17 protein-coding genes, 1 pseudogene and 1 riboswitch are annotated in these 20,317 nt (G+C 70.6%); of the genes and pseudogenes, 2 read left to right on the forward strand and 16 right to left on the reverse strand.

Translation table 11 applies throughout. The features are described from left to right. Positions 1 to 4: 4 nt before the first annotated feature. Positions 5 to 1,528: a CoA-acylating methylmalonate-semialdehyde dehydrogenase gene (locus tag I2W78_RS06950; protein WP_196457867.1), complete on the reverse strand. Its 1,524-nt coding sequence runs from the start codon at positions 1,526 to 1,528 to the stop codon at positions 5 to 7. 195 nt (positions 1,529 to 1,723) lie between these two features. Then, positions 1,724 to 1,897: riboswitch (cobalamin riboswitch) on the reverse strand. A 72-nt stretch (positions 1,898 to 1,969) separates the two neighbouring features. Here I2W78_RS06950 and I2W78_RS06955 point away from each other — a divergent pair. Both I2W78_RS06955 and I2W78_RS40305 read left to right on the forward strand, forming a co-directional pair. Beyond that, on the forward strand, positions 1,970 to 2,899 hold the full coding sequence (locus I2W78_RS06955) for a cobalamin-binding protein (protein ID WP_196457869.1): 930 nt from the start codon (positions 1,970 to 1,972) through the stop codon (positions 2,897 to 2,899). Between the two features lie 156 nt (positions 2,900 to 3,055). After that, positions 3,056 to 3,229: pseudogene (locus I2W78_RS40305) on the forward strand (GNAT family N-acetyltransferase); the annotation flags it as partial. A gap of 145 nt (positions 3,230 to 3,374) precedes the next feature. Here the strand turns inward: I2W78_RS40305 and I2W78_RS06965 are convergent. From I2W78_RS06965 to I2W78_RS07030, 15 genes are all read right to left on the reverse strand, one after another. Beyond that, complete coding sequence (locus I2W78_RS06965) at positions 3,375 to 4,190, reverse strand: ABC transporter ATP-binding protein (protein ID WP_196457873.1); 816 nt, start codon at positions 4,188 to 4,190, stop codon at positions 3,375 to 3,377. Continuing rightward, complete coding sequence (locus I2W78_RS06970) at positions 4,190 to 5,218, reverse strand: FecCD family ABC transporter permease (protein WP_196464452.1); 1,029 nt, start codon at positions 5,216 to 5,218, stop codon at positions 4,190 to 4,192. The genes I2W78_RS06965 and I2W78_RS06970 overlap by 1 nt, the downstream gene beginning before the upstream one ends. Before the next feature lie 82 nt (positions 5,219 to 5,300). Then, the gene (locus I2W78_RS06975) at positions 5,301 to 6,314 is read right to left on the reverse strand and encodes an ABC transporter substrate-binding protein (protein WP_230885360.1); all 1,014 of its coding nucleotides are present in this window, start codon (positions 6,312 to 6,314) and stop codon (positions 5,301 to 5,303) included. Positions 6,315 to 6,399: 85 nt separating this feature from the next. After that, positions 6,400 to 7,383, reverse strand: coding sequence for a PLP-dependent cysteine synthase family protein (locus tag I2W78_RS06980; protein ID WP_196457874.1), 984 nt, complete (start codon positions 7,381 to 7,383; stop codon positions 6,400 to 6,402). Beyond that, entirely contained in the window at positions 7,380 to 8,519 is a 1,140-nt protein-coding gene (gene hisC, locus I2W78_RS06985) for a histidinol-phosphate transaminase (RefSeq protein WP_196457875.1), read from the reverse strand. Before hisC ends, I2W78_RS06980 begins: the two co-directional genes overlap by 4 nt. Further along, positions 8,516 to 9,952 (reverse strand): MATE family efflux transporter, encoded by a 1,437-nt coding sequence (locus tag I2W78_RS06990; protein WP_196457876.1) that lies wholly within the window; start codon positions 9,950 to 9,952, stop codon positions 8,516 to 8,518. The genes hisC and I2W78_RS06990 overlap by 4 nt, the downstream gene beginning before the upstream one ends. Continuing rightward, positions 9,949 to 10,929: an ornithine cyclodeaminase gene (locus I2W78_RS06995; RefSeq protein WP_196457877.1), complete on the reverse strand. Its 981-nt coding sequence runs from the start codon at positions 10,927 to 10,929 to the stop codon at positions 9,949 to 9,951. Before I2W78_RS06995 ends, I2W78_RS06990 begins: the two co-directional genes overlap by 4 nt. Positions 10,930 to 11,000: 71 nt before the next feature. Continuing rightward, positions 11,001 to 12,395, reverse strand: a complete 1,395-nt coding sequence (locus tag I2W78_RS07000; RefSeq protein ID WP_307783622.1) for an alanine racemase — start codon at positions 12,393 to 12,395, stop codon at positions 11,001 to 11,003. 93 nt (positions 12,396 to 12,488) lie between these two features. Further along, positions 12,489 to 12,659, reverse strand: coding sequence for a hypothetical protein (locus I2W78_RS41625; RefSeq protein WP_374222648.1), 171 nt, complete (start codon positions 12,657 to 12,659; stop codon positions 12,489 to 12,491). Continuing rightward, positions 12,626 to 12,757, reverse strand: a complete 132-nt coding sequence (locus tag I2W78_RS41630; RefSeq protein ID WP_374222721.1) for an ATP-binding cassette domain-containing protein — start codon at positions 12,755 to 12,757, stop codon at positions 12,626 to 12,628. Before I2W78_RS41630 ends, I2W78_RS41625 begins: the two co-directional genes overlap by 34 nt. A 295-nt stretch (positions 12,758 to 13,052) precedes the next feature. Then, the gene (locus I2W78_RS07010) at positions 13,053 to 14,855 is read right to left on the reverse strand and encodes an oligopeptide/dipeptide ABC transporter ATP-binding protein (protein WP_196457878.1); all 1,803 of its coding nucleotides are present in this window, start codon (positions 14,853 to 14,855) and stop codon (positions 13,053 to 13,055) included. Next, on the reverse strand, positions 14,848 to 16,854 hold the full coding sequence (locus I2W78_RS07015; protein ID WP_196457880.1) for a dipeptide/oligopeptide/nickel ABC transporter permease/ATP-binding protein: 2,007 nt from the start codon (positions 16,852 to 16,854) through the stop codon (positions 14,848 to 14,850). The genes I2W78_RS07010 and I2W78_RS07015 overlap by 8 nt, the downstream gene beginning before the upstream one ends. Continuing rightward, positions 16,851 to 17,843: an ABC transporter permease gene (locus I2W78_RS07020; protein ID WP_196457882.1), complete on the reverse strand. Its 993-nt coding sequence runs from the start codon at positions 17,841 to 17,843 to the stop codon at positions 16,851 to 16,853. Before I2W78_RS07020 ends, I2W78_RS07015 begins: the two co-directional genes overlap by 4 nt. Positions 17,844 to 17,845: 2 nt before the next feature. Beyond that, positions 17,846 to 19,435 carry an ABC transporter substrate-binding protein gene (locus tag I2W78_RS07025; protein WP_196457884.1) on the reverse strand — a complete coding sequence of 530 codons (1,590 nt, stop codon included), beginning with the start codon at positions 19,433 to 19,435 and terminating at the stop codon, positions 17,846 to 17,848. A gap of 61 nt (positions 19,436 to 19,496) precedes the next feature. Further along, a complete protein-coding gene (locus I2W78_RS07030) occupies positions 19,497 to 20,234 on the reverse strand; it encodes a class I SAM-dependent methyltransferase (RefSeq protein ID WP_196457886.1) in 738 nt (245 codons plus the stop codon). Positions 20,235 to 20,317 lie beyond the last annotated feature (83 nt).

A 20,317-nucleotide genomic window follows, 5' to 3' on the forward strand; every position in this document is an offset into this window, starting at 1 on the left:
CCGCTCACCCCATCGTCGGGATGGTGAAACTGGCGCCTTCCCTGAGGCCGGCGGGCCAGCGTGAAGTGACCGTCTTCGTACGGGTGTAGAAGCGGATCGCGTCCGGACCGTGCTGGTTCAGATCGCCGAATCCGGAGCGCTTCCAGCCGCCGAACGTGTGGTAGGCGACCGGCACCGGGATGGGCACGTTGACGCCGACCATGCCGGTGTTCACACGCCGGGTGAAGTCGCGGGCGGTGTCGCCGTCCCGGGTGAAGATCGCGACGCCGTTGCCGTAGGTGTGCTCGCTGGGCAGGCGCAGGGCCTCCTCGTAGTCGGCGGCGCGGACGACGGACAGGACCGGGCCGAAGATCTCCTCCTGGTAGATGCGCATGGAAGGAGTCACCCGGTCGAAGAGGGAGGCGCCCGCGAAGAAGCCGTCCTCGTGGCCGGGGAGGGTGAAGTCCCGTCCGTCGACGACGAGTTCGGCGCCCTCCTCGACACCGAGGTCGACGTAGGAGCGGACGCGGTCGACGGCGTCTTGGCCGACCAGGGGGCCGAAGTCGGCGTCCGGGTCGTCGCTGCGGCCGATGCGCAGGCCGGCGATGCGGTCCTTGAGGCGGGCCACGAGGGCGTCGGCGGTCTGTTCGCCCACCGGTACGGCCACGGAGATCGCCATGCAGCGCTCGCCCGCCGAGCCGTATCCGGCACCGATCAGGGCGTCGACGGCCTGGTCGAGGTCGGCGTCCGGCATCACGATCATGTGGTTCTTGGCGCCGCCGAAGCACTGGGCGCGCTTGCCGTGGGCGGCGGCGGTGGCGTAGACGTGCGCGGCGATCGGGGTGGAGCCGACGAAGCCGAGGGCGGCGACGCGCGGGTCTTCGAGGAGGGTGTCGACGGTCTCGCGGGCGCCGTTGACGACGTTGAGGACGCCGGGCGGCAGGCCCGCCTCCAGGAAGAGTTCCGCGAGGCGGAGCGGGACCGACGGGTCGCGCTCGGAGGGCTTGAGGATGAAGGCGTTGCCGCAGGCCAGGGCCGGGGCGGCCTTCCACAGGGGAATCATCGCGGGGAAGTTGAACGGGGTGATCCCGGCGACCACGCCGAGCGGTGCGCGCAGCGAGTGCACGTCGATGCCCGTGCCCGCGTTGTCGGTGAACTCGCCCTTGAGCAGGTGCGGGATGCCCGCTGCGAACTCGACGACCTCCAAGCCGCGTTGGATGTCACCGTGCGCGTCGGCGATGGTCTTGCCGTGCTCGGAGGACAGCAGCCGGGCCAGCGCATCCTTCTCCTCCTCCACAAGCTGGAGGAAGCGCAGGAGCACACGCGCCCGGCGCTGCGGGTTCCAGGCGGCCCATTCGCGCTGGGCCTCGGCGGCGTCGGCGATGGCCGCCGCGGTCTCGGCACGGTTCGCCAGCGGTACATGGGCCTGGACGCGGCCGGTGTTGGGGTCGTACACCTCGCCGTAGGCCCCCGATGTACCCGGGGTGTGCTTGCCGCCGACGAAATGGGTCAACTCGCGCACAGCGGCGCGGTCGTGTTCGCGGACCATCGATGCCTGCTCTCGTCAGGTGGGATCCGGGGATGGCACGCCGGTCCGGCACCTCGGGACGCTCGTGGCGTCGGGGTGCGGGGCAGCGCGAGATCGCGTATGGCTCGAAGCCCGTCCTCGTCAGAGAACGGGGGATTCACCTGGGTCGTGGGTGCACACCGGTGCCATGCGTGTCTGCTCCATCCTCGTGGACAACACGGAACAAATCCCACGGCCGGTATCCTGACTCCCGGATCAGCGCGCGCCGTCCGCCTTCCCGACATCCAGCTCGTCAGTGGCGTATCTCTCGACGGCGTACTCCCCGGTCACAGTGGCGGGACCGTGCCGGATTCACACCGGCTTCCCTGCACCGCGGGCCTTCCCCACGAATATATAGTTGGACGTCCTAGTAAATCCAGTCCTGCCGTGCGGCGGATGACATCGGGCGCCTAGGGTCGCGGTATGCGCATCGTCTCCCTGCTGCCCGCCGCGACCGACATCGTGGCCGAGCTCGGCCTCATCGAACGGCTGGTCGGCCGGACCCACGAGTGCGACTGGCCTCCCGCTTCGGTGACCGGCGTACAGGTCGTCACGCGTGCGGAATTCACCCCGGACGACCTCACCAGCCGCGAGATCTCCGACGCCGTGGGCGGCTCGGCGCACTCCGGGTCGTCCCTCTACACCCTCGACACCGAGGCCCTGGCCGGCCTCCGCCCGGACGTCGTCCTCACCCAGGACCTGTGCGACGTGTGCGCCGTGTCGTACGAGAAGGTGAGCCGGGCCGTACGTGTCCTGGACGCCGGCACCCGCGTCCTCAGCCTGGAGCCGCGCACTCTCGACGACGTACTGGACTGTCTGGTCACGGTCGGCGAGCTGCTCGGAGTGCGGGAGCGGGCCGAGCAGCGTCGGGCGGAGCTGCGGGCCCGGCTCGACCGGGTCCGTGCTGCGGTGGCGGGGCGGGACCGGCCGCGCGTCGTCGCCATCGAGTGGCTGGACCCGCTGTGGCCCGCCGGACACTGGGTGCCCGAGCAGATCACCCGCGCCGGGGGCGAGCCGCTGCTCGCCGCGCCCGGCGAACACACCAAGCCGATGACCTGGGAGGCCGTACGCGCGGCCCAGCCGGACGTCGTCCTGGTGCTGCCCTGCGGCTTCGCTCCCGAACGGACGCTGAAGGAACGGGAGTTGCTGACCGCTCTGCCCGGCTGGGCGGACCTGCCCGCCGTCCGGGCCGGCCGGGTGTGGGTGCTCGACGGCCCGGCCTACTTCAACCGCCCCGGCCCGCGCGTGGTCCGTGGCGCGGAGGTACTGGCGCATGTCCTGCACGGTGTGCGGGCCGGGGAGACGGTTACGGCGGCGGAGGCGCGCCCGTTCGAGGACGACGCCCGCCGCTGAAGCGGGTCACGACCGGCGCCGGAAGCGGTGCTGGTACCGCAGGTGGATCAGCAGGGCGTACAGCACGGCGCGCGCCGTTCACGCCAGATACAGGCCGGGGAGCCCGAGGCAGAGAGGGACGCCGAGGAGCCAGGTGTCCCGCGCCGCCGGAGCCCCGAGCTCGCGGTCCGCGCCGATGCCCGGGGCGCCGGTCTCGCGGGCAAGCTCCTGGAGGCCGTGACCGCCGACGCCCCCGAGGGCCGCTCCTGGCTGCTGACGTCCGTCCAGTCGCCACGAGCCATGTCCTTCTACCGCCACCAGGGCTGGACCCCCGCCACCCCGCCCGTTCCCTGGCCCCCCAACCCCTGTAACCACGGCCCCAACCTCGGTAGGTAGGCCCGAACACCGGAAGCGGTGCGGGAATGCCCAGTCGTCTGTCGAAGCGGTGCACTCTCCTCATCCGGCTACGACATCACCGGTCAGCAGCTGACGAGTCCTATTGGGGATCGAGTTGCATCACCTGTGTGGCAGTCGTTCCCGTGGCGGTGGCGGCCAGGTAGGTGATGCGGAGGGTGCCGGTGGTGGGTTCGCGGTCGACGAGGACGTTGACGCCGTAGACCGACTTGATCAGGTCCGGGGTCAGCACGGCCTCCGGGGTGCCCGCCGCGGCGACCTCGCCGTGGTCGAGGACGACGATGTGGTCGCAGTAACGGGCGGCGAGGTTGAGGTCGTGCAGGGCGACGACGCAGGTGACGTCCAGTGATGTCAGCAGGTCGAGGAGTTCGAGCTGGTGGCGTATGTCGAGGTGGTTGGTGGGTTCGTCGAGCAGGATCTCCTGCGGTTCCTGGGCGAGGGCGCGGGCGAGTTGGGCACGCTGCTTCTCCCCTCCGGAGAGGGTGTGCCAGCTCTGGTACTGCTTGCCGGTGATGTCGGTCCGTTCCAGCGCCGCGTCGACGATCCGCCGATCGTGCTCCGTCAGCGCGTCGAAGCGGCCGCGGAACGGTGTGCGCCCGAGTTCCACGACCTGGCGGACGTTGACGTGGTGGTGGGCGGACACGTCCTGTTCGACGACGGCGAGCCGGCGGGCCCGCACCCGGCGGCTGAGGTCGTGCAGGCTGGTGTCGTCGAAGTGGATGGTTCCGGTGTCGGGGCGGCGCAGTCCGGCGAGCAGGCGCAGCAGCGTCGACTTGCCCGAGCCGTTGGGGCCGAGGAGGCCGACGATCTTCCCGTCCTGGGCCGCCATCTCGATGTTGTCCAGCAGCCGGTGACCCTTGACCGACCAGGAGAGTTGGGTGGTGGTGATACGGCCCATCAGGACTCCAGACGCTTCAGGACCAGCGCGAACGCGGGCGCGCCGAGAAGCGCGGTGATGACGCCGGCGGGCAGCTCGTGGGGCGAGAACGCCGTCCGTGCGAACACGTCGACCCAGATGAGGAAGATGGCGCCGACGATCGCGGACAGGGGAAGCAGGGAGCGGTGCGTCGGGCCCGCGAGGATGCGGACGGCGTGCGGGATGAGCAGCCCGATGAAGCCGATCGCGCCTGAGGCCGCCACGGCGGCCGCCGTCATGACCGAGGTCAGCACCATCAGCCAGACGCGGGCAGCGGTGACGTTGATCCCCAGGGCTTCGGCGGAGTCCCACCCGAACGTGAAGGCGTCGAGGGCGGGCGCGAAGAACTGGACGGCGATCACCCCGATCAGGATGATCACGACGGTGACGGTCACCCCCTCCCACCGGGCGCCGCCGAGGGTGCCGAGCAGCCAGTAGGTGAACCCGCGGGTGGAGTTCGCGTCGCCGCTGACCATGAGGATGACCGAGGTGACCGCCGCGAAGAACTGCGACACGAGCACACCGGTGAGCACCACTCGGGAGGGGCTGGAGACGCGCCCCCCGCCGAGGAGAACCAGCAGCAGACCAAAGGAGACCAGCCCGCCGACGAACGCTCCGGTCGACAGGGAGATGCTTCCGCCGATGCCCAGCAGGAGCACGGCGACCGCGCCGGTGGAGGCGCCGGAGGAGACTCCCAGCAGGTAGGGGTCGGCCAGGGGATTCCTGGTGACCGCCTGCAGGACCGCGCCCGAGACCGCCAGGGCCATGCCGACGGCGCAGGCCAGCAGCACCCGCGGGAAGCGAGACTCCCAGATCAGAGCGTCCAGCAGCCCCGGCAGTGGCGGGGTGGGGGCGATATCGCCCAGGCCGATGTGCCTGAGGATCGTGGAGACGACATCCAGGGGCCGGATGTTCGCGCTCCCGAACAGCGAAGCGGCGACGACCGACACCAACAGCCCGGCCACAGCAAGGACGAAGAGTGCCGCTGTCGAGGCGCGCCGCGCGCCCACCGGAGCCTTGGCAGGGCTGGTGACCGGAGTGCCGGTGGGCGGGGCAGTCGTTTGTGAGCTCGTGGTCATGGTGGTTGACAGGTCACCCAAGCTTGTTCAGGCCGTCGACCAGCGCGGGGACCGCGGACGCGCTGCCGTAGCTGGGGTCCATGTGGGTGCCGGGGATGGTGACGAACCGGTCGCCCTTCACGGCGGCGAGCTTGCGGGTGAGGGGGTCCTTCTTGAGCAGCTCGATCTTCTCCTTGGCGGTGTCGTTGGGTTCGCCTCGGGTCAGGTCGGCCAGGATGATGACGTCGGGATTCCGGGCGGCGACCTCGTCCCAGCTCACCTCCGCCCACTTGGTCTTCGCGTCCTCGAAGATGTTCTCGACCCCGACGCGCTCGGAGATGTGCTGCGGTAGACCACCGGGGCCCGCGGCCCAAGGGGTGCCGTCGTAGGTGGAGTAGAACCACATCACCTTCAGGGGCTTGTCCGGCTTCTTGTAGTCGCTCAGCGCCTTGTCCACCACGGCCTTCTGCTCGGTCGCCAGCTTCTCGCCGGCGTCGGGCACGCCCATGATCCTGCCCAGGCGGCGGTACTCCTCGTACAGCATCTCGAAGTCCGCGTCGGCCACGCTCTCGTGGTACGAGCAGTCGAACTCGGTCAGGTAGGTCGGCACGCCCAGGTCGTGCAGGTCCTTGCGGTCACCGGCCTCCTCCTTGGTGAGGAAGCTCGCGAAAGAGCTGTAGACGAGGTCCGGCTGCGCTTCCAGCAGCTTCTCGTGCTTGATCGTCTCGCCGTCCCCGGACAGGATCGGAATCTTCTTGTACTGCGCGGCGATCGCGTCCGGCGCCTTCTCGATCTCGTAGCCCGATCCGACGATCCGGTCCCCCACCCCCAGGTGGATGAGGATCTCGGCGGCGGTCTGGTTCAGCGTGACGACCTTCTGCGGCGCGGCCTTGTAAGTCACGTCGGTGCCGCAGTTCTTGATGGTGAACGGGTAGGTCGTCGCGCCCTTCGCAGCCGTCGTCGCCTTCCCGGCCGCATCGGAGGCCGAGTCGCCGCCGCACCCGGCGACCGCGAACATGGCCGCGGCCGTAAGTATTGTGGTAATCATTTTCGTTTTCATTGGCTGATCGTACCAATCCGTAAGTAGTGCCAGAAGGGCGTTGTGTCGCAGTGATCGGCCCGTCGGCCAGGTGTTACCGCAGCATCGCGGCCAGCCGGCGGACGACCTGCTCGTCGAACAGGCCGTTGGCGGCCATCCAGTCGTCGTTGAACACGGTGTCCAGGTACTTGTCGCCACCGTCGCAGACCAGCACGACGATGGTGGTCCCGGGCCCCGCGCTCTGCGCATGCTCCAGGGCCTTGTAGACCACGCCGCCGGCCGAACCGCCGATCAGGATGCCGAAGTTCCTTGCCAGGTAGCGGCAGGTCTCGAAGGCTTCCGAGTCGCTGGCCTTGACTCCCTTGTCGATCACTTCGTAGTCGACGACGCCGCCGATCTCCGAGCCTTCTGGCGTACCGGTGCCGGACTGGTGGTAAGGCGCGCCCGGGCCGCCGAAGACGACCGACCCGACCGGCTCGACGCCGACGATCTTCAGGTCCGGGATGCGTTCCCGCAGGACGCGACCGGTGCCGCAGAGCGAACCGCCGGTGCCGACCGCCCCGTACAGGTAGTCGATGTCGTCGCCGAGGTCGTCGTGCAGTTCGCGGGCGAGCGGCCGGTAGCCGTTGGGGTTCCCCTGATTACGGTGTTGGGCGGTCCAGTACGCGCCGTGCTCAGCCGCGAGTCGCTCGGCCACGGTGTCGCGTTCGGCGGTGGCGAGGCCCTCCTCGTCCCCGGCGACGTTGAGTATGTCGGCGCCGTAGGCGAGCATGCCGCGCAGTTTGTCCGCGCTGGAGTGGTTGTCCACCACGGCGGTGAACTTGTATCCGCGTTCGGCGGCGATGAGCGCCAGGCCGAGCCCGGTGTTGCCGGAGGTGGACTCGACCAGCCACCCGCCGGGGGCGAGCAGCCCCGCCTCCTCCGCCTCGTCCACCATGTTCCGCGCCATCCGGATCTTGGCGGTGCCGGTGGGGTTGAACTGCTCCAGCTTCAGCAGGACGGTCGCCGAACTCTCCGCAACCGACAGTTTGAGCAGGGGGGTTCGGCCTATCAGGTCGGATACCTTGCTCTTGATCACAGCATTCCCTTCGCGCAGATCTCCGTCAGACACCGCACGAACACGTCGTTCTCCTCGGGCGTCGACAGGGAGGCTCGGATGTAGGTCTCGTATCCCGGCTCGCGCCACGCCTTGACGATGATTCCGGCGCGGTGCAGCTCCTGGGCGACTCGGTCGGAGCGGTATCCGGTGTCGATGAACAGGAAGTTGGTCGAGGACGGGACCACACGCAGTCCCGCGCCGTGCAGCCGGTCCGTGACCCTGGCAATCTCCAGACCGGTCCGGCGTACCGTTTCCGCAAGGTGCTCGTGATCGCCCAGCGCGGCGATGGCGGCGTCCTGGGCGGGTTGGTTGACGTTGTACGGAGTACGGACCCGGTCCAGTGCCTGGATCAGGGCGGCGTCGGAGGCGATGCCGTACCCCACCCGGAAGGCCGCCAGACCATAGGCCTTGGAGAAGGTGCGCAGTACGATCCACGGCCGGTCCTGGCCGCGCAGGGCCTCCAGCCCGTCGGGGTACTCGGGGTCGGTCCGGGCGAACTCGCCGTACGCCTCGTCGAGCACGAGCAGTGCCGACTCCGCCATGGCGGCCACGACCTGCTCCAGTTGGCCGGCGCTGAGCATCGCGCCGGTGGGGTTGCACGGGTTGGCGAGAAAGACGAGCTTCGGTCCCGCGGCCAGCGCGTCACGCCAGGCGGCCGCGTCGAACCCGAACTCGGCAGTCACCGGAACCTTGACGACCCGGGCGCCCATGACGCGCGGGAAGATCTCGTGCAGGGCGAACCCGGGCGCCTGGGTGACCACCAGGTCACCGGGATCGAGTACCGCCTGGCACAGCAACTCCAGAATGTTCTCCGAACCGTTGCCGAGCACGACGTGCTCGGCAGGCACGTCCAGGCTCGTCCCGATGGCCTCGGCCAGCCGCTTGCCGGTGGGATCGGGGTAGCGGGAGACGCCTCCGGCCAGGCTGAGGCGTATGGCTTCGGCGACCGTGGGAGAGATGCCGTACGGGTTCTCGTTGTTGGAGAGTTTGATCACGCGGCCGCCGCTGAGGGCGGCCACCTCGTCCGGGTCGGCGCCGGGATCGTAGAGCGGCAGGCCCGCCACTTCGCCGCGTATCAACGACGCCGAAGTGGCTGGTGCGAGGACGGGGTTCATGACGGCTCCGGTTGCGGGACGGGTGCGCCTGACTTCTCTCGGTGGAGCCGGTCGACGCGGCGCAGGAACGCGACCAGCAGGATGGCGGCGGTGGCCGCGAGGCCGATGGTCTGGCCGATCCAGACGCCCTCGACGCCCCAGTCGGCGGTCACCCCGAGCAGGTAGCCGGCGGGCAGCCCGATCAGCCAGTAGCCGACCAGGGAGATCCGGAAGGGCCCGGCGGTGTCGCCGATGCCGCGCAGGATGCCGTTGCCGATGTTCTGCGTGGCGTCGAAGACCTGCATGAGGGCGGCGATCAGCAGTCCGGTCACGGTGAGCGCGACGATGTCCGAGTTGTCGGCGTGCTCGGCCGAGATGAACAGCGACACGATCGGGTTCGGGATCGCCAGGTACAGGACGGCGATCACGAGCGTCGCGATCACTCCCCAGGCCGTGCCGAGGAGCCCCATGCGGCGTGCTGTCGCGTAGTCGTTCACGCCGTCGGCCTCGCTGATGTGGATCGACGCCGCGTGGGACAGGCCGGCGGAGATCATGAAGACGATGTAGACGATCTGGTTGAGCACCGTCTGCGCGGCGAGGGCGTTGACGCCCAGGGAGCCGATGATGAGGGTGAGCACGCTGAAGAACCCGGCCTCCGAGGCATAGGTGCCCGAGATCGGCAGGCCGAGGCGCCAAACGGACCGGACCGCGTCCCCGTTCCAGCGCCGCGCGTCGGGCGAAGTGAGGTACGGGCGCAGGACGCTGTCGCGCAGGATCACCGCGATGAACGCCAGGAAGGACAGCAGGAACACCGTGACGGTGGCGATCGCGACGCCGACGAATCCGAACTCCGGCAGGCCGAACTTGCCGTAGATCAGTGCGTAGTTCAGGCCGATGGTCACGCCGACCGAGGCCAGTGTGATCGCCAGCAGTGGGCCGGGGCGCTTGAGGCCGGTGGTGAAGTGCCGCAGGTTCTGGAACCACAGGCAGGGCAGCATGCCCGGCGCCAGGACCACCAGGAAGTCACCTGCCTTGTCGACCACCTTCGGGTCCTGACCCAGCAGGATGAGCAGCGGGCCGATCAGCAGCAGCACCGCGCAGAACGCCACACCGCAGACGGTCGCCCAGAAGAAGCCCGCGAACAGCAGTGCGCCGATCCGTTCCCGGTCGCCTCGCACCCGCGCCTCGGCCACCAGGTTGCTGACCCCGGTGACCAGGCCGGTCCCGGTGGTGCGCAACTGGTTGAACAGCGCGATGGCCAGACCGGCGGCGGCGATCTCGACCGCACCGAGCCTGCCCAGCATCACGATGTCCACGGTGGTCAGCGCGACATAGGCGAAGTTGGTCAGGATCAGCGGAAACGCGAGCTTCAGCAGCGCCCGCGAGTTCTTGACCCACCAGCCGACGCCGGCCTCTGTCGTGTCGGTCGTGTCGGTTGTCCGGGCACTGCTCACCAGAAGTTGACCTTTTCCCCGCGCCCGCTCGCCTGGGCGAGATCGGCTATGTACCGGCCCAGTGCGGCGTCCGTGACCGCCATGCCGCTGTTGTAGGCGAACACCACGTCGTCCGGAGTGCGCCGGGCGGGTGCCCGGCCGAGCAGGACGTCCGGCAGCTGGGCGTCGACCGACGGCAGGCTGCCGTCCTCGCCCCGCAGGTCGTCGCAGGTGGCGTGCATCTGGGCGGTGTCGGTGGCGATCCGGTAGTCCGCGCCGTGGCACACGTCGGCGTGCACGCCGTACCCGAGGAGTACGGCGACCGAGCCCGGCTTCATCCAGTCGCGCCGGACCTCCTCCGTGGCAGACAGGCCGGCAGCGCCGATCACGATGTCCGCCTCACCGGCGGCCTCCCGGAGATCCTTGACGATCTCGACCTCGCGTCCGTCGACGCTGTCCTGGACCGCGCGCAGACCCTCGGGGTAGGTGCCGAACACCTGCAGGCGCTCCAGCTTCGGCAGGGCCGCGACCAGCATCGGCAGGGCCGCCTGCCCCTGGACGCCGGTCCCGACGACCAGGGCGGTTCGGGCGTCGGGGCAGGCCGCGCGGGCGAACAGCGCGGTGGTGGCCGAGGACCGCAGGGGGCCGAGCTTCACCACGTCCATCAGCGCGATGGGCGCCCCGGTGGTGTCGTCGACGAGGAAGACGAACGAGTGGAACCGGTAACTGTCCCGGGTCCGGCGCGGGTCGAACTCGTAGACGGCCTTGAAGCAGACGGTGCCGCTGCCCGCGTCCCTGGCCACCATCGAATAGCTCAGCGAGTGGTGGTCGGGATCGTCGATGATCGTCTTGACCGGGTTGTTCGAGCCGCCTTCGCGCAATGCGCGGTAGGCCTGCTCGACGACCTCGATCACCTGGCGGTGGTCAAGGTCAAGACCTTCTTGCTGGGACTGCGGCAAGAGCCACAACTGCCCGGGCGGGGCGTAGCTCTGTGACATGCGGGGTTTCTCCTTCGTTCGAGGTCGTGCCGGACTGGTTCGAGGTCGCGTCGGATCGGTTCGAGGTGGCGTCAGATTCCGTCCAGGTGCCAGCGCGGCCGGGCCTCGCCGTCACCGAGGCGGAGAACGGCTTTCCGGGGTAGCGCGGCGTCATGGAACGGTGATTCGTTGGAGTCCATCTGGTAGCCCGCGGTGTTGAGGTAGACCAGGTGGTCACCGCGCCGGACGGGCCGCGGGAAGCCGATCTTCCGCCAGGTCACCAGGTCGCTTTCCAGGCAGGTCGAGCCCGCGACGCAAGCCGGGAACATCTCGTCGGCAGCAGCCTGGGCGGACACCAGCAGCGGGTCGGGGAGGTAGTCACTGTTGAACCACTGCTCGGAGAGGCTGAAACTGCTGCCGGCGACCGTGACGATGGCGTACCCCTCGGTGTCCCGCCGGTCGTCCACCTGCTGTACGCGGTACATGGTGAATCCGGCCTGGTCGAGCAGGGCCCGGCCGGGCTCTACGACGAACCGGATGCCTGTGCGTTTCGCCTTCGCCGACAGGCTCTCGTCCCCGTCGACCGGGTGCGCCATGATCGCGCGCACTGCCTCGGCGGCCGTCTGCCCGCCGTACGGATAGAAGTCCTTGAAGTTCTTGGCCGCGTGGTACTGGGTCGGCTCGTTCTGCTCGACGAACTCGTCCCAGAGTCGCGGCTCGACATAGCGGACCGGCAACCCGCCGCCGATGTCCACCAGTTCGGCGCAGAGCGAGCCGCGCCGCCTGGCGTCGAGGCAGTGCTCGATCATCTCGTTCGCCGCCGTCGCGCGTTCCGCGGTGGAGTAGCCGTTCAGATGGAAGGAGAAGCCGCGGAGGCTGATGTGATCGGCGAGTTCCGCGCACAGACCGACGGCGGCGTCACGCTCGGCGGCGGACAGCCCGAAGCGGCTTCCCGGTTGACCGGCCGTCCGGGACCTCAGCAGGACACTGGTCTGCCGTCGCGCGCGCCGCGCGGTTGCGGCGAGCCGGCGTAGCTCACTGATCGAGTCGACGGCGACCAGGCAGCCGTGCTGAACGGCGAGAGCGTGCAGGGTGTCGTCCTTCTCCGGGCCGGAGATGCCGATCCGGTGTCCGGGCACCCCGCCGGCCAGGGCCTTGACCAGTTCGGGGGTGCTGGCGGCGTCGATCCCGACGCCGAGGGCAGCGGCCGACGTGACGTAGCAGTCGGCCTTGTTCGCCTTCTTGGCGAACAGGATGTCGGCGGTGGCGCCCGCCTCGGCGAACGCCTGCCGTAGTCCGGTGACGTTCTCCTCGAAGATCTCGGGCAGCACGACGTGCAGCGGTGACCCCAGGCCGTCCAGAAGGTCGGCCAGCAGCGCGCGGTGATCCGCCAGAAGCGTGGCGACCGTGGGATGCCGAATAGCGGTGAGCGCGAAGGGCCGTACTCCGGCCATCGGAGGCGCCGACGCCTGCGGTGAGATAAGCACACCAGATTCTTACACGAAAATGACACTCATTTTCAAAACGCTTCGGGACGGGCCCCCTGCCCGCCCGGTGCGGACGGGCAGAGTTCCCATGGATCAGGCGTCCGGTCCGGCGAATCCGTCGAGTTGCGAGGCGAGCAGCTCGACGTAGGCGCCGTCGAGGGCGAGAAGCTCCTCGTGGGTTCCGGTCTCGGCCACGCGTCCGCCGGAGACGACGGCGATCCGGTCCGCGGTCAGGACGGTCGAGAGCCGGTGGGCGATGACCAAAGTGGTGCGGCCGTGCCGGGCCTCGTCATGACGAGGATCGGAGCGTCCTTCAACAGGGCCCGTGCGATCGCGATGCGTTGCCGTTGGCCGCCGGACATGAGCGCGCCGCGTTCACCGGCGACTGTGTCGTAGCCGTCCGCAGCGTCGTGATGCACTCGTGTGCCTGGCCGGCGCGCGCGGCGGCCTCGGCCTCTTGTCCGGTCGGGCGCGGCCGCGAGCGCATCCGGCGGGAGGAGCTGCGCGAGATCGGCCGGCGCCGATGGGCGGCGCGACGCGAGACGAAGTGTTCTTCGACCGGCCTGCCGCCGCCTGCTGATCCGTGAGAGCGTGGCGCCATCCGGCGTCCTGCTAGGCCACAACTCTCCGACACAGCAGGGGTGAACGGCCCGGCCGTCACGGCATCAGCGCGATCAGCACCCGCTCCTCGAGGTCCTGCCACACGACGTCGACCTCGGCGAAGCCCGCCTCGCGGAGCGCGGCCTCGTGATAGTCGATGCCTGCGGAGGCCCACTTGCCCTTTCTGCCCTCCGGCCAGATCTGGCGTCGGGTGTCGACGGCCTCGCCCAAGGCGGGCACGGACTCGGCGTTCTTCCACCAGGTCTCCCAGTCCTCGGCGCCGCGGGCGAGCGCGGCGGACTGCCGGCGGGCGTTGACGGCGGCGCAGGCCCCCCTGATCCGCTTGTTCCGCGAGCCGGCTGGGAGGTAGTCGGCGTTGATCAGCACGCCACCGGGCTTCAGCAGGGTCGCGGCGGCGCGGTACACCGCGACCAGCTCCGGCGGGCCCAGCCAGTGCAGCGCGGTGCTGGACAGGACCGCGTCGAAGGTGCCTGGCCTGCCGTCCTCGTCGAGGGCGGTGACCCAGTCGGGGGTGCGCAGGTCGGTCCGGACCCAGCGCAGCCGGCCGCCGTGGTCCCCGCACGCGCCCTGCCCGATCGTCAGGAGCACCGGGTCGACGTCGACGGCGACGGCGCGTGCCTCGGGATACCGGCGCAGCAGCCGGTCGCTGATCGCGCCGGGGCCGCAGGCGAGGTCGAGCACGGTGGGGGCGGGTCCTGGGGCGAGTTCGCCGAGGAAGTCGAACATGACGTCGAAGCGGCGCTCGCGTTGTTCGATGTAGAGGTCCTGCTGCCGGTCCCAGCGGGTGAGCAGGTCGGTCCAGGTGCCGGTGTGTTCGGCGGTGTCGGTCATGGATTTCTCCGGGTTGCCGTGCTGATCGGACGAGGGGCGGCCTGAGCCGGGCAAGTGACAGGCCACGTAGTGGCCGGCGTGGGCGGCCGGGCGGGGCTGCGGGGCCGCCAGCGGGATCAGGGGCGGTCTGGACTCGCAGGCCGCGACACGCTCCGGGCACCGGGCGCGGAAGCCGCACCCGTCCTGGGCGGCCGGCGAGGGCAGCGGTCGGATCGCCGACTCCTCGACCGGTCGCGGGCGATGCTGGGAGTTCAGCGCTGGTGCCGCGGCGAGCAGTTTTTTGGTGTACGGGTGCAGCGGTGCCACGGCGAACGTCGCACTGGCGGCCTGTTCCACGACGCGCCCGCCGTACATGACCGCGATGCGGTCCGCCAGCCGCTGAACGACGGCCAGGTCGTGGGCGATGAACAGGCACGCAAGACCGAGCCGGTCCCGCAGTTCGGACAGCAGGTTGAGCACCCCGGCCTGGATGGAGACGTCGAGCGCCGTGACCGGCTCGTCGCAGATCAGCACGTCCGGTTCCAGAGCGAGGGCGCGCGCGATGGCGACGCGCTGACGTTGTCCACCGGACAGTTCCCCCGGGCGTCGGTCAGCGAGTTCCGGCCCCAGCCCGACGGTGTGCAGGAGGTGTTCGACACGGGCCTTCTGCTCGGCCCGGCTGCCGGCCTTGTGAATCCGCAGCGGTTCGCGGATCGCCTCGTGGACGCTCAGGCGCGGGCTCAGCGAGAGCCCGGCGTCCTGGAAGACCATCTGACACCGGCGCCGCACGTCGCGCGCCGCCCGCCCCCGCGCCCGGTGCACGTCCGCCCCGGCGACCCGCACGGCACCGCGATCCGGTGTGAGCAGGCCGACCGCGGCCCGGGCCAGCGTCGACTTGCCGCAACCGGACTCCCCCACCAGGGCGAGGATCTCACCCCGATCGACCCGCAACGACACGTCCGTCAGCACCGGCCCGCCCCGTCCGCCTCGGCCGGGGTAGCCGACCGTCAATGCGTCGATCTCAAGCACGGGCGCCTCCGCGGGGCCGGGGTTGGACGGCCACCTCGGCCGAAGGGTGGCGCACACAGCGAGACCAATGGGTCTCACCCACCAGGTCCAGTTCGGGCACCTCGGCGGCGCAGCGGGGTTGGACGAGACGGCAACGCGGCCCGAAGGAGCACCCCGCGACGTCGTCCGGTCCGGCGCCGGGCGCGCCGGGCAAGGTCACGAAGGGAGTTCCGGGCGCGACGGCAAGGTCGGGCACGGCGGCGAGCAGGCCCTGGGTGTAGGGGTGGTCCGGCCGGGTGAGCACCCGGTGGGCCGGCCCGTGCTCGATGATCCGGCCGGCGTAGGCGACGGTGACGGAGTCGGCGATCTCGGCGACGACGCCGAGGTCGTGCGTCACCAGCAGGATGGCGGCCCCGGTCCGGTCGCGGTAGCGCCGCAGCAGGCCGAGGATGTCCGCCTGCACGGTGACGTCCAGGGCGGATGTGGGTTCGTCGGCGATGAGCAGGCGCGGTTCGCCGGCCACCGCGATGGCGAGTTGGACCCGCTGGCGCATACCTCCGGAGAGTTGGTGCGGATAGCGCGGCGCGGCATCGGGCAGCCCGACGGCGTCCAACAGAGAGGCGCGCCGGAGCCGGACCTCGGCCCGGTCCGTCGCGAAACCGGACAACCGGATGGCCTGATCGAGCGATGCGCCGACGGTCCGCAGCGGGTTCAAGGCGGCCAGGCTGTCCTGGAAGACGACACCGATCTCCCGCCCGTAGAGCTGTCGCAGGGCCGTCTCCGGCGCCCCGATCAGGTCGAGGGTGTCGGCTGGGGTCCGCAGCAGGGCCGAGCCGCTCACCTGCGCCGATGGACCGAGCAGGCCCAGCGGCCCCAGCGCCGAGCTCGACTTGCCGCTGCCGCTCTCCCCCACCAGCGCCAGGATCTCCCCGGCCGCCAGGCGAAGGCTGACGTCGGCCACGACCCGCCGGTCGCCGTAGGAGACGTTCAGGGCCTGGACTTCGAAGACCGCGTTCTCCTGTGCGGATTTCGCGCTCTCCTCTGCGGACTCCGCGTGGTCCGAGACGGGCCCGGCCGGGACGGGGGCGTTCACGGAGGGGCCGGCCGGAACGGGAGCGTTCGCGGATGAGCCGGCCGACTTCGGGCGGCGGCGCGGAACCCGACGGCCGACGAAGAACGCCGAGGGGCGTGCCCGGTCGCCGGTCGTGAGGTTCTCTCCCAGCAGGTTCGCCGCCAGCACGACCGCGGTGATGGCGATCCCGGGCGGATAGGCCAGCCACCATGCGGAGTCCAGGAAGGGCCGTGCCTCGACGAGCATCGCCCCCCATTCCGCGTCGGGTGGTGGGACGCCGAGCCCGAGGAAGCTCAGCGACGCCACGGCCAGCACGATGACCCCGAGGTCGGTGCTGCCGTAGACAAGGCAGGGGCCGATGGTGGCCGGGAGCAGGTGCCGCCCGACGATCCGGCGGCGGGGCGCACCGAGCACACGCAGCGCGTCCAGGTGCACCCCGCTGCGAGCGCTGCGGACCTGGGCGCGAGCGATCCGCGCGTAGGGTGCCCATCCGGTGAGGGCGAGGGCGAGCACGATGTTCTCCGTGCCCGGGCCCCGGACACCGATGACGGCCAGCGCGACCAGCAGAGCGGGGGCGGCCATCGTGACGTCGACCAGCCCGACCAGCATCCGGTCGAAGGCGCGGCCCACGTAACCGGCGGTGACACCGAGGACCACGCCGAGGGCGATCGAGAGCAGCAGCACGGCAGCCGTGACCGTCAGGGAGATCCGGGCCGCCTGGAGAAGCCGCGACAACTGGTCGCGACCGAGCTGGTCGGTGCCGAGCAGGTGTTCTCCCCCGGGGGCCTGCAGCGTGGCGGCCAGGTCGTTGGCGGTGGGGTCGCACGGCGTCAGCCAGGGCGCGCTCAGGCCGAGCAGGACGAAGCCGACCAGAGGTACGGCCGCGGCCATCGTGCGCCGGCGGCGACGGGACTGGGCCGTGCGGGCCCCACGCTGACGTCTGGTCACCGCACGCTCCGGACTCGCGGGTCGACAAGGCCGTGCAGCGCGTCGGCGGCCGCGTTGGCGGCCACGATGGCGAACCCGAAGTAGGCGACGCCTCCTTGCAGGGCGGGCAGGTCCCGCGCGGCGACGGCCTGGGCGAAGTAGTCTCCGACCCCGGGCCAGCCGAAGATCTGCTCGACGATGACGGTGCCGACGAGCAGCCCCGCGACGGTGAACCCGGCCACGGTCAGGACCGGCCCGGCCGCGTTCGGCAGCGCCTCACGCAGCAGGATCCGGCGCGGCGAGGCACCCCGCGCCACGGCGGCCTGGATGTGGGGTGCGGCCAGCGCGTCGGCCACGGTGACCGCGACGACCCGGCTGAGCACCCCCGCCAGTGGAAGAGCGAGGACGACCATGGGCAGGAGCCACGTGCTCGGTCCGGCCATGCCGCCGGTGGGTACCAGGCCGAGCGTCAACGCGAGGTAGAGCACCAGCAGGTAGCCGAGCCAGAAGGGCGGGACCGCGGAGGCGGTGAGACCGACCGTACGCAGCACCCCCCGTACGAACCGCCCGCGGGCGCGTACCGATGCGAGGCCGAGGGCCAGCCCGAGGGCCACACCGAGGCCACCGCCGAGCGAGGCCAGCCCGAGGGTGACCGGCACGCGGCCGGCCAGCTCGGCGGTCACCGGCTGCCCGGTCCGGTACGACTCGCCGAGATCTCCGGTGAGCGCGTTGCCGAGGAACCGGAGGTACTGCTCGGCCACGGGGCCGTCCAGGCCGAGTTCGGCGCGTACCGCCTCGATGTCCGCGGCGGTGGCGGCATCCCCGATCCGGTCCACGGCCACGGCCCGGGCCGGGTCGCCGGGGGCGAGCTGGGCAAGGGCGAACGTCATCCCCGACAGGGCGAGCAGGACCACGACGAGACCTGCCGCGCGGCGCAGCAGGAACCCCGCCACCGTGGCGCCGGTCCGGGGCGCGCGTACCGCACGCCCCGGACCGGTCGATGCGGACACACTCACCTCAGGCCGACGCCGTTGAGCTCGAGGTCGTACTCGGTGGTCGGGATGGCGAACCCGGTCACGGTGTCACGCACGGCCCACAGTCGCGTGCGGTAGGCGATCGGCACGTAGCCGGCGTCGGCGTACAGCGCGTCGTAGAGGGCCTGGTACTTGGCCTTGCGGTCCTTCGGGTCGCGGGCGAACAGCGCGGCGTCGACCAGCCGGTCGTAGGCGCCGGTCGCGAACACCGGTGACTCGGCGCCCTCGGCGAGGAAGGCGACCGCCGTGCTTGACGGGTCGTACGGGGCGCCGTACGTCTCGAAGAACGCGATGTCCCACTTGCCGGCCGCCTTGTCCTCGTAGTACGCCGTGTCGTCGACGAAGACGATGTCGGTACCGACCCCGACCTCCTTCAATGCCCCGGCCACCGCTTCGGCGCTGCCGCGGGCGTCCTGCATGCCGTTGGCGTTGGCGGACACCAGGAACCGCAGGCGCAGCGGCTTGCCGTCCTTGCTGCGGGTGTCGCCGGAGCGGGTGTAGCCGGCGGCGTCGAGCGCCTTCTCGGCGGCGGCCTTGTCGAAGGTGAAGGTCTGGTCGGCGCCGGAGTCGGGGACGGCGGGCGGGAAGAAGCGCGACGCCGGCTCGCCGTAGCCGAGGTAGAGCGCCTCGATGAGGGCCTTGCGGTCGAGCGCCTTGGCCACCGCCTCACGGACGGCCTTGTCCCCGGCCGGGCCCTTCGGGTTGAAGCCGAGCATGACCGTGACGTCGGGCTCGCCGGTGAGAAGCCGTGCTCCGCCGCCGCCCTTGCTGAGCGACTTCGCCTCGACCGGGGTGATCGGGGCCAGATAGGCGCCGCCGATGACATCCAGCTCACCGTTGCGCAACGCGGCCAGGCGCGACTGGGAGTCCGGGACGACCTTGAACTCCAGACGGTCCAACAGCGGTTTCCGCCCCCAGTACGCGTCGTTTCGCTGCAGGACCGCACCGGTCGCGGAGTTGGAGACGAACTTCCACGGCCCGGTGCCCACCGGCGCGGAGAACTTCCCGTCGGCGCCGACCGAGGCAGGGCTGAGGAAACGCACCGGCCGGGCGATCGACAGTTCCTGCAACAGGGGGTCGTACGGCTCGGACAGCTTCAGCTTGACGATGTCCGGGTCGATCACCTCGACACCGGTGATCACCTTGGAGGCACGGAAGAAGGCGAAGTCCTTCTTGCCGACCCAGCGGTCGAAGTTCCACTTGACCGCCTTGGCGTCGAACGAGGTCCCGTCGTGGAAGGTCACGCCGTCGCGCAGGTCGAACTCGACGGACTTGCCGTCCGGAGCCACGGTCCAGGACTCGGCCAGTTCGGGTCGCAGCTTCCCGTTGGGTCCATAGCCGACGAGCGCGTCGAAAACGCCGTCGAGGACGAGGAAGTTGGCGCTGAACGTGTGCGGGTCCAGTGCCCCGGACTCGGAGGCCAGGCCGATGCGCAGAGTCCCTCCCGCCTTGGGCGTACCCGCCTTCGGCTCGGCGGACTGGCAGGCGGTGAGGGTGAGCACGGCGGCGGCGAGAACGGCCGTCAGCGACCGGAACCGGCCGGCCCGGGGGTGGCGGGAAGGGCTCACGTGGGTTCTCCAGTCGTGCGGGCGTCGGCGGGCGTACTTCCGGCAAGGCGTCGCGCATTCCTCACGGCGCCCGCCGCGCGGTGATGAGGAACTGCATCCGGGGGTCCACCTGGTGGCCCACCGCTGGATCGCGGGACAGCTCCAGCTCCGCGGCCTGGATCTCCGGCAGGTCACGGATCCGCACGTCGACGAAGCCCGCGTCTCGGACCGCCGCGGCGAAGTCCTGCGGATCCGCTGACTCCGCGAGCGTCAGCGCATGCACCACATGGGGCTGGTAGGCGGAGTGGAACACGGCTTCGTCCGGCCTGTCCCGGGACGTATCGATCCCGTTCGCGAACCACAGCCCGTCGACGACGGCGAGATGCCCACCGGGCCGCAGCAGCTCGTGCCAGTTCCGCAGCGCCTGCACCGGTTCGCGCAGCGTCCACAGCAGGTACCGCGCGGTGACGGCGTCGAACGAGGCGGCGGGCAACGGCGGGCGCACGGCGTCCCCGACCCGGAAGATTGGCGGGTCGTCCAACTCCGCGGCCTTGGCTCGGGCGAGGTCCAACATCCCCTCGGCGAGGTCGACCCCGGTAACCCGGTGTCCCAGCTGCCACAGGTGGACCGCGACCTGGCCGGTGCCGGTGCCGACGTCGAGCACGTCGGCCGGTGCCTGGGGCAGCGCCGAGGCCCAGACCTGCTGCCAGTGCTGTGCGGCCTCACCCATGTGCAGCCGGCTCGTCGGGTGCGCGTCGTAGTCGGGGCCGTGGCCGCTCCAGTACGACGTGATTGGTTCCTGCACGTCGGAATCGGTCATTCCGGCTGCTCCAGTTCCTCTTCCTCGGCGAGCTGCTCCAGGCCACCGACGGCCGGCAGCCCGTGCCTGCACGACGGACTTCG

It is taken from the genome of Streptomyces spinoverrucosus (assembly GCF_015712165.1).
Classification (GTDB): Bacteria; Actinomycetota; Actinomycetes; order Streptomycetales; family Streptomycetaceae; genus Streptomyces; species Streptomyces spinoverrucosus_A.

Bases quoted from the DNA above. Each gene is read 5' to 3' on its own strand.
- I2W78_RS06950 (WP_196457867.1), bottom strand. From the start codon at position 1,528: ATGGTCCGCGAACACGACCGCGCCGCTGTGCGCGAGTTGACCCATTTC.
- I2W78_RS06955 (WP_196457869.1), top strand. From the start codon at position 1,970: ATGCGCATCGTCTCCCTGCTGCCCGCCGCGACCGACATCGTGGCCGAG.
- I2W78_RS06965 (WP_196457873.1), bottom strand. From the start codon at position 4,190: ATGGGCCGTATCACCACCACCCAACTCTCCTGGTCGGTCAAGGGTCAC.
- I2W78_RS06975 (WP_230885360.1), bottom strand. From the start codon at position 6,314: ATGATTACCACAATACTTACGGCCGCGGCCATGTTCGCGGTCGCCGGG.
- hisC (WP_196457875.1), bottom strand. From the start codon at position 8,519: ATGAACCCCGTCCTCGCACCAGCCACTTCGGCGTCGTTGATACGCGGC.
- I2W78_RS06995 (WP_196457877.1), bottom strand. From the start codon at position 10,929: ATGTCACAGAGCTACGCCCCGCCCGGGCAGTTGTGGCTCTTGCCGCAG.
- I2W78_RS41630 (WP_374222721.1), bottom strand. From the start codon at position 12,757: ATGTCCGGCGGCCAACGGCAACGCATCGCGATCGCACGGGCCCTGTTG.
- I2W78_RS07030 (WP_196457886.1), bottom strand. From the start codon at position 20,234: ATGACCGATTCCGACGTGCAGGAACCAATCACGTCGTACTGGAGCGGC.